This window comes from Devosia ureilytica (assembly GCF_024273195.1).
In the GTDB taxonomy this organism is placed as follows: domain Bacteria; phylum Pseudomonadota; class Alphaproteobacteria; order Rhizobiales; family Devosiaceae; genus Devosia; species Devosia ureilytica.
This window is the reverse complement of record NZ_JAMZCU010000004.1, coordinates 199,523-213,161: the sequence shown is the minus strand read 5'-3', so window position 1 is coordinate 213,161 and position 13,639 is coordinate 199,523. Positions and strand designations below refer to the sequence as shown.

The window sequence follows — 13,639 nt, the reverse complement described above, 5'->3', positions numbered from 1 at the left end:
GGTGGCCCGCAGGGCCGGATGAGGGGTTTGGCATCACGTTTCTGCTGATGAGCTTTCACCCCTCACCCCAGCCCTCTCCCCTGGAGGGGCGAGGGGGCGCAGGAGCCAGACCTAAAGAGCCTCGGTCAGTCGTGGCAAGCCAAGCTCGGCCGAATTCCGCATTCCCAAAGCATCTCCCACTGCAAAGATCGTCGGGGCCGAGGTTGGGAATGCTTGGACGGCTTGGACCGCCTCGGCAATCGTGCCGCGCCAGATCTGCTCTTCGGAACGGCCAAGGCTGCCCGCGATGATGGCGGGGGTTTCGGGGCTAAGTCCCTTGGCGGTCAGTTCGGTGACAATGCCGGGAAGGGTCCGGCGGCTCATGTAATAGACCGAGGTGGTCGCCGGATCGGCCAATGCGGTCCAGTTAAGCGTATCGGGCAGCACACCCTTGCGCGAATGACCGGTGACGAAACGCACCGACTGGGCGTGGTCGCGGTGGGTCAGCGAGACGCCGAGGCGGCTGGCGAGCGCGATGCCGGCAGAGATGCCGGGCACCACCGAAACGGCAATGCCATGACTTTCGAGCATCTCGATCTCCTCGCCGGCGCGACCGAAGATCATCGGATCGCCGGACTTGAGGCGGACCACATGCTTGCCCTGCCGGGCCAGCGACAGCATCATCGCATTGATCTCGTCCTGGGCGCAGCTCTCGCGCTGGGCGCGTTTGCCCACAAGCATGCGCTTGGCCTCGCGGCGGGCCAGTTCGAGGACTTCGGACGAGACGAGATCGTCAAAGAGAATGACATCGGCTGATTGCAGCGCGCGCACGGCCTTGATGGTCAGAAGGTCCGCATCGCCGGGACCTGCGCCGACGAGGGTGACCCGGCCAACGGCAGGCTGGGCGGCGAAGGTGACCTCCGCGTCCGCTGCCGCAGGGGCGCGATTGCCGAAGGCATTGTCGGCCAGCCGCTCCCAGAAGGCACGTCGCTGCGGACCGGCGGCGAGCCTGTCCATAACCGTATCGCGAACTTTTGCGGCCAGTTGCGCCCATTGGGTCAGCGTTTGCGGCAGCAGGGTTTCGATGCGGCGACGCACGGCCTGGCCCAGGATCGGCGCGGCCCCGGCGGTGGAAATGCCGACCACGACCGGCGAGCGATTGACGATGGCGCCAAACTGGAACTGGCAGAATTCGGGCCGGTCGATGACATTGTAGGGGACTGAAGCGGCTTTCGCGGCGGCGATGAAGGCATGGGCCCCGGCGTCGTCCTCGATGTCGGCAATGGCGAGGGCAGCGCCGGTGAGGTCGGCGGGTGTCCAAGGGCGGATGTGGAGATCGACAGACCCCTCACCGTGGCCCTCTCCCCGAAGGGGTGAGGGGACGATGGAGCCGCCGAAATGGTGATCGCCAAAACCGGCGGCAGAATGCGATGCCTCGCCTCGCCCCGCTGGGGAGAGATCGGCCCGCTGGGCCGGGTGAGGGGTGCGATGCTGCAGCAGACCGCTGAGCTCCTCGCAGGCCGCCTCCGCATAGACATCCACCTGCGCCCCGGCGGCGGCCAGCAGTTCAATTTTCCAGGCGGCAGGCTCGCTGCCACCGATGACGACCACGCGCTTGCCGTTGAGGTCGAAAAAGACCGGCAGGACAGCCAGCGGCGCGATGCGCTTGTTATTCCGCGGCGATGAGACGGTTTGCATCGACAATCCCCCTGATTTCGGCGCGGCAGGAGCCGCAATTGGTGCCGGCACGGGTCAGCGCGCCGACGGCTTCGACGGTGGTGCAGCCATGGCGGGTCACGGCTTCGGTAATGGTATTGATGCCCACGCCCATGCAGGAGCAGACAATGGCCCCGCCATCGGGTCGGTCGGCGCCGGGGCGGCCGGCCAGAACTTCGGAGGCGCTCAGATCGGTTTCGCCCAGCAGGTCGACTGCCCATTGGCGCGAGACAAGGACCGGATCGGGCGCGGTATAAAGCGCGGCGATGAGTTGGCCGTCCTCGATCAACACAAAGGCTCGGCGGCCGGAGCGCTCGTCGCGGATGGACTGGAACGCGGCCCTGGTGCCGAAGGTGGCGGCGAGGAAGTCTTCCCAATTGGCGGGTTCCTCAACCATGGCCAATTCGGCGCGCCAGCCCTTGGCCGCCGGGGCGAGTGCCCAATAATCCACGGCCAGGTTTGGTTTGTTTGCGCTCACCAAAAAACCGAAGAGCCGCACACCGACCGGTTCGGCATGAACCAGCGCCATCTTGAGGGCCGGCTGGTTGGAGACCGGGTCGACCTTGCTGGTCACCAGCGCATCAATTCGACCATTGGAAGCGAACTGGTCGGTCCAGTGCATGGGCACGAACAACTGGCCGCGCTGCTGTCGGTCAGTGACCAGCGCCCGCACCAGGGCCGAGCCGTGGCGATTGGAAAGCCGCACCAGATTGGCGCGCCGAATGCCCAGAGCATTGGCGTCGGCCGGGTGGATTTCGACAAAGGGCTCGGCCATGTGGGCCGAAAGGCGCGCCGCTTTGCCGGTGCGGGTCATGGTGTGCCAATGATCGCGCACGCGGCCGGTATTGAGCACGAAACTGCCCGGCGCCGGGGCGAAGGGCGGCGGCGGCTGGATGGGCAGGAACCGGGCCTTGCCATCGGGCGTGAAATAGCGGCCGTCGCCAAACATGCGGGCAATGGGCTTGGAGCGGACCGGCCATTGCACCGGCGGCATGGTTTCGTAGTCGGCGCCACCCAGCCCCGAGAGGTCGAAATCGCGGTTGCCGTCATTCTCGAAGGCGGACAGCGCGACATGCTCGGCAAAGATCTGGCCAGGGCTGAAATAGCCGAAGGCCTTGGCGTGGCCCAGGCGCCGGGCCACTTCCTTTATGATCCACCAGTCGGGGCGCGCCTCGCCGGGCAAGGCCAGGAAGGGGCGCTGACGCGAAATGCGGCGCTCGGAATTGGTGACCGTGCCGTCCTTTTCGCCCCAGCCGGCGGCGGGCAGGCGCACATGGGCAAGGTCCATGGTGTCGGTGGCCCGGTTCATGTCCGAGACCACAACAAAGGGACAGGCCTTGAGGGCGTCGCGCACCGCGTCGGCCTCGGGCATGGAATCCACCGGATTGGTGGCCATGATCCAGACCGCCTTGATCTCGCCGCGACCCATGGCCGCGAACAGGTCCACGGCCTTGAGTCCCGGCGCCTCGGCAACCCTGTCCGAACCCCAGAACCGCGAGACGCGGTCAACGGTCTCAGGCGCAAAATCCATATGGGCGGCCAGCATATTGGCCAGCCCGCCGACCTCGCGCCCGCCCATGGCATTGGGCTGGCCGGTGACCGAAAACGGCCCCATGCCCGGCTTGCCGATGCGCCCGGTGGCGAGGTGGCAATTGATGATGGCATTGACCTTGTCCGTGCCGGCAGCGGACTGGTTGACCCCTTGCGAATAGACCGTCACCACCTTGGCAGTGCGCGCGAAGAGGTCGTAGAAGCGGGTGATCGAGAGCGGTGACAGGCCAGTTGCCTCGGCAACCCGGGCAATATCCCAGTCCTCGGCAGCCAGCAGCGTCGCCTCAAAGCCCTTGGTATAGGCTGAGATATAGTCGCTATTGGTGACGCCCAGGTGGTCGAGATGGGCGAGGAGGCCCACGAACAGCGCGCTGTCGCCATCGGGCGCGACGGGAAGATGCAATTCGGCGATATCGGCCGAAACGGTGCGGCGCGGGTCGATCAACACGACCTTGAGGTCGGGGCGCGCCGTGCGGGCCGCAACAATGCGCTGATAGAGCACAGGATGACACCAGCCCAGGTTCGACCCGACCAGCACGATAAGATCGGCCTGTTCAAGGTCCTCATAATTGCCTGGAACGGTGTCGGAGCCGAAGGCGCGCTTGTGGCCGGCCACGGAAGAGGCCATGCAAAGCCGTGAATTGGTGTCGATATTGGCCGCGCCGATAAAGCCTTTCATCAGTTTGTTGGCGACGTAATAGTCCTCTGTGAGCAGCTGGCCCGAGCCATAGATGGCCACCGATTGCGGGCCGTGTTCGGCAATGGCAGCCTGAAAACGCGATGCCACCAGATCGAGTGCATCGTCCCAGCTGGCGCGCTCGTCGTTGATTTCGGGATGCAGCAACCGACCTTCGAGTGAGAGGGTTTCGCCCAGGGCCGAGCCCTTCGAGCAGAGGCGACCGAAGTTTGCCGGATGGTCCGGGTCGCCGGCAATGGTGACGCTGCCGTCTGCCTGAGGCGTCGCGAGCACGCCGCACCCGACCCCGCAATAGGGGCAGGTGGTCTTTACAGTGCTCGTTACCAGAGGTTGCGTCATAAGTGGTCCAAATGAAAAAGCCGCCAATCGGGAGTGACGCGCTGTTGCGGTCAGTCCGGATTGGCGGCTTTGCCGATGAAATCGCCCACCACTGGACGACGCTTGAGACTAGCGTGTTCGTGTGCCTTACGCAAAGGAAAATGCGCAAAAACGAAGCGATAAACCAATGTGCACATTTTATGTGCAAATGGCTTAAGCGCGCAGCAGCAACCAGGCGAGGCCCACACAGATCACGAGCAGAATTGCGCTCACCGATTGCCAGAAGCGAACGGGATTGCGCTGCGCCAGCGGCAGGTGGTCGAGGCTGGGCAGGGTCGGGTTGGGATGGCGCAGGTCGTATAGAAATTCGCTGATCGCCGTATAGCGCCGGGCCGGGTCTGGATTCACGGCCTTGTGCACGGCGCTGTCAGCCCAGGCGGGGATGTCGCGTCGCTTGGCAAAGCTTGGCCGATAGGTGAGACGCCTGCCTTGGGCGACGGCGGCGCCATAAGGCAGTTCGCCCGTCAACAGCTCGTAGGCTATGGCGCCGAGCGAATAGAGATCGGATTGTTCGGTGCCGCGCTGGCCGGCAAAATATTCGGGCGCAGCATATTGATGCGTGCCCAGAATGTCGTCGCTATCGGTCTGCGGCATGGCCTCCACCACGCCTGCAACCCGGACTGCGCCGAAGTCGATGATCCGGGCCGTGCCGTCGGGGTCGATCATCACGTTTTCGGGCCGCAGATCCTGATGGATCATGTCCTTGCGATGGAAGGCCAGCAGCCCTGCGCCAATCTGCTCGACAAGATCGCGCACCGTTTCAAGTGACGGGGTGGGATGGTCTTCCATCCACTGCCGCAGCGTCTGGCCGTCGAGATATTCGGTGACTGTATAGAGGGTCTTGCGCCCGACGGGGGGCGGAACGGCGGCCAGGACATGCGGCGAGTGGATGCGCCGCGCGATCCATTCCTCGGCAGCAAAGCGGCGCAGATAGGCTTCGCTTTCCTTGAGGTCCACGGACGGGAATTTGATGGCGACGCGCCGCCCCGATTCCACCTCCGTTGCCAGATAGACGTGACTGCGGCTTGATGCGTGCAACTCGCGCTGGATGCGGTAGCCGTCGAGCATGGCCGGCAGCATGGGCAGCGGCGCAGGCGGCAGGAGCGGACCGTCGCCGAGATCGCTCTGCTCGGTCAGCTCAGGCAGCGCATCCACCCGCAGGATCTGGATGGTCAGATTGTCGTCGCTGCCAGCGGCAAGGGCCGACGCGACGATGTTGCGAGCGGCCAGGTCGAGATCTGTTTCGCGGGCAATATGCGAGACGATGTCACGCGCGGAAAGCGCGCCATGCACGCCATCGGTGGTCAGCACAAAGGTGTCGCCCTGTGCCAGGGCAAGGCTGCGATAGTCGATTTCGATCGAGGGTTCGAGCCCAAGCGCGCGGATGAGATAGCCCTGGCCGCCTGCAATGATGGCGCGATGGTCCTGCGTCAGGGGTTCCAGACTGTCGCCGGCAAGTCGGCTGATCCGGCTGTCGCCAATGTGGAAGAGATGGGCCGTCTGGGCCTTGAGCACGAGAGCGGAAAAGGTCGTGACATAGGCATGGTCACGGTTTTCGATGGCCGCGCCCTGGGCCGCCAGCCAGGCATTGGTGGCGCCGATAACGCGGCTGGCCGCCGTCTTCACCGCCCAGGCTTCCGAGGTGCAGTAATAGTCGGTGAGGAAGCTTTTCACCGCCGTTTCGGCAGCGATGTGGCTGACAGGGCTGGGTGAAATCCCGTCGGCAATGGCAAGCGCTATGCCCTTGTGCAGCAAGGCAGCGCCCTCGGGGGCGAGGGCGCCGTGAAAATCCTGGTTCTGCGGTTTGCGGCCAGCCGATGAATATTGGCCGATGGTGACGCTGAGCTGGGTTTGGGCGGGCCTGTCGAGCATGACGTTGATCTCAATACGGCGCCGCGCAGGGATCGGCGAGGAGAGGGGACTACCAGGCGTTATAGGACAGATACTTGCCCGACATTTCTATTTTGACCCGATCCCCCTTGGGATTTTCGACGCGGCTGATCTGCATGTCGAAGTCGATTGCCGACATGATGCCATCCCCGAATTTCTCGTGGATCAGCGCCTTGATGGTCGGTCCGTAGACGCCCACGATCTCATAAAGCCGGTAGATGCAGGGATCGGTCGGCACCGCCTGCGTCCAGACCTTGGTCGGACTTTCCTGCAGCACCAGGGCGGCTTCCTGCGGCAAAGCCAGGTGCGCGGTCAGTGCCTCGGCCTTGTCGCTGGGCATGGCGTTCATGCCCATGGCGGCCGAATGGGTCCAAACGGGCGACATGCCGATTGCCTCGGCAATGCCTTCCCAGGTGAGACCAGCCTGGCGCTTGGCGGTCAGGATCATGGCAGTCACGTCTTCACGGGTCATATCCGTCATTCAATCTCTCCGTCCGGCAGGGAAAAGCGTGGCCCCGCCAAAGGGCGGGGCCTTTCTGTCTTATTCTGCGGGCTTGAGCGTAACCGACCCGGCGCCCTTGGTTGCCGGCGCACGGCTGGGCGAAGTGCGGTAGTGGGTGGCGTAGATCATGCCGCCCACAAAGGTCAGACCGCCGACGAGATTGCCGAGCACGGTGGGGATTTCGTTCCACAGCAGGTAGTCGCCCCAGGTGAACTGGCCGCCCAGCATGATGCCCGAGGGGAAGAGGTACATGTTGACGATGGAGTGCTCGAAGCCGAGGTAGAAGAAGACCAGGATCGGCATCCACATGCCGATGACTTTGCCCGACACGGTGGTGGACATCATGGCGGCAACCACGCCAGTCGAGACCATCCAGTTGCACATCACGGCGCGGATGAAGAGGGTCAGCATGCCTGAGAAACCAGCGGCGGCGTAGCCGAGCGTGCGCGCCTCGCCGATATGGCCGATCTTTTCGCCAACCGCATCGGGGGCATGTGAGAAGCCCATGGTGAAGATGATGGCCATGAAGACTGCCGTGGTCAGGGCGCCAGCAAAATTGCCGACAAAGACCAGGCCCCAATTGCGCAACACGCCACCCAAGGTCACGCCGGGGCGCTTGGCGATCAGGGCCAGCGGGGCGAGGGTGAAGACGCCCGTCAGCAGGTCGAAGCCCATGAGGTAGAGCAGGCAGAAGCCGACCGGGAAGAGCAGGGCGCCGATCAGCGGCTGGCCGGTATTGACGGTAATTGTCACCGCAAAGGCTGCGGCAAGCGCCAGGATGGCGCCGGCCATATAGGCGCGGATCAAGGTGTCCTTGGTGGACATGAAGACCTTGGATTCACCCGCCTCGATCATTTTGGCGGCAAGTTCCTTGGGGGCTACGTAAGACATGGGATCAGTCTCCGGTTTTGGGGGAGGGGGTAGTGGCGGCCTACTCGGCCGCCACCTGCAGGAGGATGTCGGGAGCGATGTAGATGAGCCCGTTCTCGACCCTGATGGGGTAGGTGCGTACCGAGCCTTCGTCGGCGCCCTGGGCCTCGCCGGTCTGAAGGTCAAAGACCCAGTTGTGCAGCGGACAGGTCACCGAGCTGCCGTGGACGATGCCTTCCGAAAGCGGGCCGCCTTTGTGTGGGCAGCGGTTTTCGATGGCGAAGACCTGGTTTTCCGCCGTGCGGAAAACCGCGATCTTGCCCGTGGGCGTGTTGACGCAGCGGGCGCCGCGAACCGGGATGGCTGTGAGATTGCCGAGTTCGATCCATTCGTTCATTTCTTGATCTCCACATGCGAGGGGGATTGCGAGTGCATCATCCTCACTCCGCTGCCACCGGAAGCCCGAACTCGGCCATGGCGGCAAACTCATGGGCATCCTTGCCGTTGACGCGTTCTTCCCAGGGATCGACCTGCGCGAACTGCTGGGAATAGGTGAAGCGCGCGGCGTAGTATTTGCGCTTCTCAAGATCGTCGATGATCGCTGCCTTGATGCTGTCGATGCCGACGCGCTTGGCCCATTTGTAGATGCGCTCGAGGTAATGACCCTGCTCGCGATAGAGCTGGGTGAGGGCGATGATGATCTCTTCGGCCTCATCCTCACTGTTGGCGTGGCCCAGCAGTTCGGTGCCCTTGATGTCGAGGCCGGCGGCCCCGGCAAAGTGGATGTCGTAGCCGGAATCCACGCAGATCACGCCGATGTCCTTGCAGGTGGCTTCAGCGCAATTGCGCGGGCAGCCGGAAACGGCGAGCTTGACCTTGGCCGGGGTCCAGGCACCCCACATGAACTTTTCGAGCCTGATGCCAAGGCCGGTGGAGTCCTGGGTACCGAAGCGGCACCAGTCCGAGCCGACGCAGGTCTTGACCGTGCGCAGACCCTTGGCATAGGCGGCGCCCGACACCATGCCGGCAGCATTGAGATCGGCCCAGACGGCGGGCAGGTCTTCCTTCTTGACGCCGAGAAGGTCGATGCGCTGGCCGCCGGTGACCTTGACGGCGGGAATGGCGAACTTGTCCGCCACATCGGCAATGGCACGCAGTTCCTTGGGATTGGTCATCCCGCCCCACATGCGCGGCACGACGGAATAGGTGCCATCCTTCTGGATATTGGCGTGGACGCGCTCATTGATGAAGCGGGACTGGTTGTCGTCCTCGTATTCACCGGGCCATTCGGAAACGAGGTAGTAGTTCAGGGCCGGGCGGCACTTGGCGCAGCCGCAGGAGGTCTTCCACTCCAGCTCCTGCATGACTTCGGGAATGGACTTGAGGCCCTTGGCGACAATCAGCCGGCGAACGGTGCCGTGATCATGCTCGGTACAGGGGCACATCGGCTTGACGGCGGCCGGGTTGTAGCTGTCGCCAAGGGTGATGGCCATGAGTTTTTCGACCAAATGGGTGCACGAACCACACGAGGCCGAAGCCTTGGTGTGGGCGCGCACGCCATCAAGATCGGTGAGGCCCTTGGCCACGATCGTGCCGGTGATCGTGGATTTACAGACACCGTTGCAGCCGCAGATTTCTGCATCATCCGGCAAGGCTGCAACGGCCGCCATAGGGTCCAGTGCGGCGCCCCCCTGGTAGGCCTGACCAAAGATCAGGGTATCACGCATGTCGCGTGTATCGGTGCCCTTGCGGATCATGTCGAAGAACCACGGGCCGTCAGCGGTCTCGCCGTAGAGCACGGCGCCGATGACCCGGTCCTGCTTGAGCACGAGGCGCTTGTAGATGCCCGAAGTGGCATCGCGCAGCACGATTTCTTCGCGGTCTTCAGCATCGGCGAAATCGCCGGCCGAATAGACCGAAACCCCGGTGACCTTGAGCTGGGTCGCGGTCTGCACCGGGCGGAAGGCCGCATCGACCTTGGCCAGTGTCTTGGCCAGGATCTTGGCCTGGTCATAGAGCGGGGCGACGAGGCCGTAGACGGTCTTTTCGTGCTCGACGCATTCGCCCAGGGCCAGTACGTCCGGGTCGGAGGTGACCATCTGGTCGTTGACGACGATGCCGCGTTCCACATGGACGCCTGCGTCCACGGCAATGCGCGTCTCTGGACGGATGCCAACGGCCATGACGACGATATCGGCGCCATAGACTGTGCCGTCTTCGAGGGCCACGGCTTCGACCCGGTCTTCACCGAGAATGGCCTTGGTCTGGGCCTTGCAGTGGACCTTGATGCCGCGCGCTTCGAGATCGCGCTGCAAAAGGAAGCCGGCGGCCGGATCGAGTTGGCGCTCCATCACATGGCCCATCAGGTGCAGCACCACCACTTCCATGCCACGGGCATTGAGGGCGGCGGCGGCTTCAAGGCCGAGCAGGCCCCCGCCGATCACCACCGCCTTGGCGCCGGGGCGCTTCGAGACATCGACCATGCGGTTGACGTCATCGAGATCGCGGAAGGCCATCACGCCGGGCAGGTCCTTGCCGGGCAGGGGAATGATGAAGGGCGCCGAGCCGGTGGCGATGATCAGCTTGTCATAGGGGGTCTCGCCGGTCTTGGAGATGACCACCTTGCGCTGCCGGTCGATGCCGGTGACGGTTTCGCCAAAGCGGGTATGAACGCCATGCTCCTGATACCAGGCGGCATCATGGGTGATGATCTGCTCATATTCCTTCTCGCCGGCCAGAACCGGGGAGAGCATCAGGCGGTTGTAATTGCCGCGCGGTTCGGCGCCGAACAGGGTGACATCGAACCGGCCCGGGGCTTCTTCGAAGATGTGCTCAAGGGCGCGGCCAGAAGCCATGCCAGCACCAATGACGACCAGTTTTTCCATAAGGTTGGGGCTCCAGTCTCGAAAAAACAAAAAGGCCGCCAACCGATGCGCCGGTGATCCCTTTGGAACCAGATCGCATCCGTTGGCAGCCTTGCCTCGTGACGCCCATCGTTGGGCGCCGATTATGACGAAGAGCGTCTTGGGAGGGCTCGTTCGTCGTCAACTTTGCAGGAACCGTGCCAAACTGATTTGGTCCCGAAAAGCTAGTGATTACAGAAGGTTAGATAGCACAGTGGAGTTTGGGCGCTGTTAAAAATGGTTACATCGTGAGCATCAGAGGTGTGCGTGATGAATTTGTGTGCACGCACATTCACTCCGCTGCGGCAACCGGCTGACCTTGATGCGCCCGCTTGGCCCGGATGTGGTCGAGCGTTGCCTGATCGGGATTGGCGCCGCCTTCATAGGCTTCGAGGAAATCGAGCAGCTCTTCGCGATAGGCGTAGTAATCCTTGTGCGCCAACAGGGCCTTGCGCGAGCGGGGTCGCGGCAGGTCCACCTCCATGACATTGCCGATGCGGGCGTTGGGCCCGTTGGACATCATCACCACGCGGTCGGCCAGGAGAATGGCTTCGTCCACATCATGGGTGACGCAGATGGCGGTGACCTGGGTGCGCGCCCAGACATCCATCAGCACATCCTGCAATTCCCAGCGGGTGATGCTGTCGAGCATGCCGAAGGGCTCGTCGAGCAACAGCAGTTTTGGCGACAGGGCAAAGGCGCGGGCAATACCGACGCGCTGCTTCATGCCATTGGACAATTCGGAGGCGGGCCGGTGCATGGCATCGCCCAGTCCGACGCGATTGAGATAATATTCGACCACGTCGCGCCGCTCGGCGGGACTGGCCTTGGGATAGACCCGGTCGACGCCCAGCGCGACATTCTCGCGAGCCGTGAGCCAGGGCATCAGCGAAGGCGCCTGGAACACGACGGCGCGCTCCGGCCCGGCGCCAACCACGGGCTTCCCGTCGAGCGCTATGGTGCCGCCTGAAATGTCATTGAGCCCGGCGACCATGGAAAGCACGGTCGACTTCCCGCAACCCGAATGGCCGATCAGGGTCACGAACTCACCCTTCTTCATCTGGAAGTCGAAGCGGTCGACCACGGTCAACGGACCCTTGGGGGTCGGATAGACCTTGGACACTTCGGCAAAGTCGAGATAGCTCGATCCGCCTTTGGCTCCCGCCGCGTCCGCATAGGCCTTGGGGAGGCGCGCCGACTTGCCGCGCGCAATGGGGACGACATTGGGCAGGGTCAGATCGGCCTCGCCCGATGGACTGCGCGCTGCGCCCACATCCATGAGATATTCGGTGATTTCGCGCCTGAGGGTGATGAAGCGGTCATCGCCGTTGAGCGCAGCGCGATCGCGCGGGCGCTCAATGCCAACGCGGAAATTGGGGCCAAGCGTCGCGGCGGGGCCAGGCGTCAGCGGAATGACCCGGTCGGCCAGGAGGATCGCCTCGTCCACATCATTGGTGATGAGAATGATGGTCTTCTTCTCGGCTTCCGAGATCAGGGCCAACTCGTCCTGCAACTTGGAGCGGGTGAGCGCATCGAGCGCCGAAAGCGGCTCGTCGAGCAGCAATACGTCGGGCTGCATTGCCAGCGCCCGCGCCACCGCGACGCGCTGGCGCATGCCGCCCGACAGTTCAGCGGGCCGGCGGTCAGTGGCGTGGCCGAGGCCCACCATGTCGATGTAGCGCTGGCGCAAGGCGATGCGCTCGGCGCGAGGCTTGGTCTTGTGGACCGCATTGACGGCGAGGTCGACATTGCCCGCCACGCTCAGCCAGGGCATCAGCGAATAGGATTGAAACACCACGCCTCGCTCGGGGCCGGGTCCATCGATTTCGCGGCCGCGATAGATCACGCCGCCGCGGTCAGGCTCGGAAAGACCGGCCATCAGCGAAATCAGCGTGGTCTTGCCGGCGCCCGAGAAGCCGAGAATAGCGACGAACTCGCCATCCTCGACGTCGAGATTGATGTTGTCGAGAATATCGACGCGCTTGGCGCCCTCGCCAAAATGCTTGGAAATGCCGGAGAGCTGGATAATGGGGGCCATGATCTGGTCCTATCGCTTGCCGGAGAAGGTAAAGGCGGTCTGCAGGGTGAACATGACCCGGTCGAGCAGGAAGCCGATGATGCCGATCGTGAGCACCGCCACGATGATGCGGGCGAGCGAGTTGGAGGAGCCATTCTGGAATTCGTCCCAGACGAATTTGCCCAGGCCCGGATTCTGCGCCAGCATTTCAGCAGCGATCAGGACCATCCAACCAACACCGAGCGAGAGGCGCAGGCCGGTGAAGATCAGCGGCAGGGCCGATGGCAGCACCACTTTGGTGATGGTGGTGGCGGTGGACAGCTGCAGCACCTTGCCGACATTGACGAGGTCCTTGTCGATGGAGGCAACGCCGAGCGCTGTGTTGATCAGCGTCGGCCAGAGCGAACAGAGCGTGACGGTGACAGCCGAGATGACCAGCGCCTTGGGAAAGGCATCGCTCGCATCGACATAGGTGGCTGACACCACCATGGTAACGATGGGCAGCCAGGCCAGCGGCGATACCGGCTTGAACAATTGCACCAGTGGGTTGAGCGCGCCGTTGAAGGGCCGGCTGAGACCAGAGGCAATGCCGAACGGAACGGCAATGATGGTGGCAATGAGGAAGCCCAGGCCCACGGTCTTGAGCGAGGTCACGATCTGGTCGAGATAGGTCGGCTTGCCTGTATAGGCGCGCCACTTGACGTCATCGGCGCGATTTTCCGCGACCAGCTCGGCATTGCGCTCATCCTGCCGGGTGTAAAAGTCGGCCTCCTTTTCGCGCTCGGCCACATGGTCCTGCCAGAGGCTGCCGGCCTGTTCCCACACCTGCACCGGGCCGGGAATGGCGCCCAGCGAAGTCTGCACCTGCGGTGCCAGGCTGGCCCAGGCGATGACGAAAACGGCAATGCCCATGAGTGGAAAAATCAGGCTGTCGCGCAATTCGCCCATTTGTTCGCGCGGGTCATCGCCGGCCGCGATCTTGAGCAGAGGCACAAGCCATCCAAGCCCAAGGGCGCCAAGCCAGGCCGCGGAGCGATTGATGGCGGTGAACAGTTTCTGCCGGCGGTCAGCCCGTGGGGCTGCGACTTCGCTTGCAAGGGTCATAGTCATTTTCCTCAAGGCTGGAGGGGGTGGCC

At 63.5% G+C, this 13,639-nt stretch carries 9 protein-coding genes; all 9 read right to left on the bottom strand.

Annotated features, from left to right (window positions below):
• Positions 1-111: 111 nt before the first annotated feature.
• The 9 genes from cysG to NIM87_RS12390 all read right to left on the bottom strand — a co-directional run bounded on the left by cysG (position 112) and on the right by NIM87_RS12390 (position 13,607).
• Positions 112-1,677, bottom strand: coding sequence for a siroheme synthase CysG (gene cysG, locus NIM87_RS12430; protein ID WP_254675009.1), 1,566 nt, complete (start codon positions 1,675-1,677; stop codon positions 112-114).
• Positions 1,649-4,282 carry a nitrate reductase gene (locus NIM87_RS12425; protein ID WP_254675008.1) on the bottom strand — a complete coding sequence of 878 codons (2,634 nt, stop codon included), beginning with the start codon at positions 4,280-4,282 and terminating at the stop codon, positions 1,649-1,651. The genes cysG and NIM87_RS12425 overlap by 29 nt, the downstream gene beginning before the upstream one ends.
• A gap of 192 nt (positions 4,283-4,474) precedes the next feature.
• Positions 4,475-6,193 (bottom strand): bifunctional protein-serine/threonine kinase/phosphatase, encoded by a 1,719-nt coding sequence (locus NIM87_RS12420; protein ID WP_254675007.1) that lies wholly within the window; start codon positions 6,191-6,193, stop codon positions 4,475-4,477.
• Positions 6,194-6,242: 49 nt separating this feature from the next.
• Positions 6,243-6,683 carry a cyanase gene (cynS, locus tag NIM87_RS12415; RefSeq protein ID WP_456298720.1) on the bottom strand — a complete coding sequence of 147 codons (441 nt, stop codon included), beginning with the start codon at positions 6,681-6,683 and terminating at the stop codon, positions 6,243-6,245.
• Positions 6,684-6,752: 69 nt separating this feature from the next.
• Entirely contained in the window at positions 6,753-7,604 is an 852-nt protein-coding gene (locus NIM87_RS12410) for a formate/nitrite transporter family protein (RefSeq protein ID WP_254675005.1), read from the bottom strand.
• Positions 7,605-7,644: 40 nt separating this feature from the next.
• Positions 7,645-7,980 carry a nitrite reductase small subunit NirD gene (gene nirD / locus NIM87_RS12405; RefSeq protein ID WP_254675004.1) on the bottom strand — a complete coding sequence of 112 codons (336 nt, stop codon included), beginning with the start codon at positions 7,978-7,980 and terminating at the stop codon, positions 7,645-7,647.
• A gap of 43 nt (positions 7,981-8,023) precedes the next feature.
• On the bottom strand, positions 8,024-10,468 hold the full coding sequence (nirB, locus tag NIM87_RS12400) for a nitrite reductase large subunit NirB (RefSeq protein WP_254675003.1): 2,445 nt from the start codon (positions 10,466-10,468) through the stop codon (positions 8,024-8,026).
• A gap of 310 nt (positions 10,469-10,778) precedes the next feature.
• Complete coding sequence (locus NIM87_RS12395; RefSeq protein ID WP_254675002.1) at positions 10,779-12,524, bottom strand: ABC transporter ATP-binding protein; 1,746 nt, start codon at positions 12,522-12,524, stop codon at positions 10,779-10,781.
• A gap of 9 nt (positions 12,525-12,533) precedes the next feature.
• Positions 12,534-13,607: an ABC transporter permease gene (locus tag NIM87_RS12390; protein WP_254675001.1), complete on the bottom strand. Its 1,074-nt coding sequence runs from the start codon at positions 13,605-13,607 to the stop codon at positions 12,534-12,536.
• Positions 13,608-13,639 lie beyond the last annotated feature (32 nt).

Excerpts from the sequence above, each read along its gene's own strand:
- NIM87_RS12390 (WP_254675001.1), bottom strand. The coding sequence starts at position 13,607 with ATGACCCTTGCAAGCGAAGTCGCAGCCCCACGGGCTGACCGCCGGCAG.
- NIM87_RS12395 (WP_254675002.1), bottom strand. The coding sequence starts at position 12,524 with ATGGCCCCCATTATCCAGCTCTCCGGCATTTCCAAGCATTTTGGCGAG.
- nirD (WP_254675004.1), bottom strand. The coding sequence starts at position 7,980 with ATGAACGAATGGATCGAACTCGGCAATCTCACAGCCATCCCGGTTCGC.
- cynS (WP_456298720.1), bottom strand. The coding sequence starts at position 6,683 with ATGACCCGTGAAGACGTGACTGCCATGATCCTGACCGCCAAGCGCCAG.
- nirB (WP_254675003.1), bottom strand. The coding sequence starts at position 10,468 with ATGGAAAAACTGGTCGTCATTGGTGCTGGCATGGCTTCTGGCCGCGCC.
- cysG (WP_254675009.1), bottom strand. The coding sequence starts at position 1,677 with ATGCAAACCGTCTCATCGCCGCGGAATAACAAGCGCATCGCGCCGCTG.
- NIM87_RS12410 (WP_254675005.1), bottom strand. The coding sequence starts at position 7,604 with ATGTCTTACGTAGCCCCCAAGGAACTTGCCGCCAAAATGATCGAGGCG.
- NIM87_RS12420 (WP_254675007.1), bottom strand. The coding sequence starts at position 6,193 with ATGCTCGACAGGCCCGCCCAAACCCAGCTCAGCGTCACCATCGGCCAA.
- NIM87_RS12425 (WP_254675008.1), bottom strand. The coding sequence starts at position 4,282 with ATGACGCAACCTCTGGTAACGAGCACTGTAAAGACCACCTGCCCCTAT.